Origin of the sequence: Microbacterium sp. GbtcB4, from assembly GCF_019091465.1 — a bacterium.
Classification (GTDB): domain Bacteria; phylum Actinomycetota; class Actinomycetes; order Actinomycetales; family Microbacteriaceae; genus Microbacterium; species Microbacterium paraoxydans.
In genome coordinates this window covers 1-239 of record NZ_JAGXJJ010000486.1, presented here as the reverse complement: position 1 = coordinate 239, position 239 = coordinate 1, and the positions used below count along the sequence as shown (strand labels likewise).

Below are 239 nucleotides of genomic sequence, written 5' to 3'. Positions count from 1 at the left end.
CCCTCGGGAGCGTCCGCCCGTCAGTGCCTGTGCCGCGGCTTCGAACGCTCGATCGGCCAAGGACGCGCGCTCCTGCGCCTGTGCCGGATTGTCCGCAATGGTGCACAGGGCGGCCCGGTCGTAGGTCGCGGCGAGAGCGGCGAGGGCGGGAGCGGCCGAGGCGAGGAGCGGCGCCAGATCGGCGCGCTCTCGTCGTACCCGCTCCAGCTCCTGCGGTGCGTTCTGCTCGGGCTGGCGCA

The 239-nt window shown here is 74.1% G+C and carries 1 pseudogene; it reads right to left on the bottom strand.

Annotation, left to right across the window (positions count from 1 at the left end):
• Positions 1 to 239, bottom strand: a pseudogene (locus KVS71_RS18560) (TPM domain-containing protein); the annotation flags it as partial.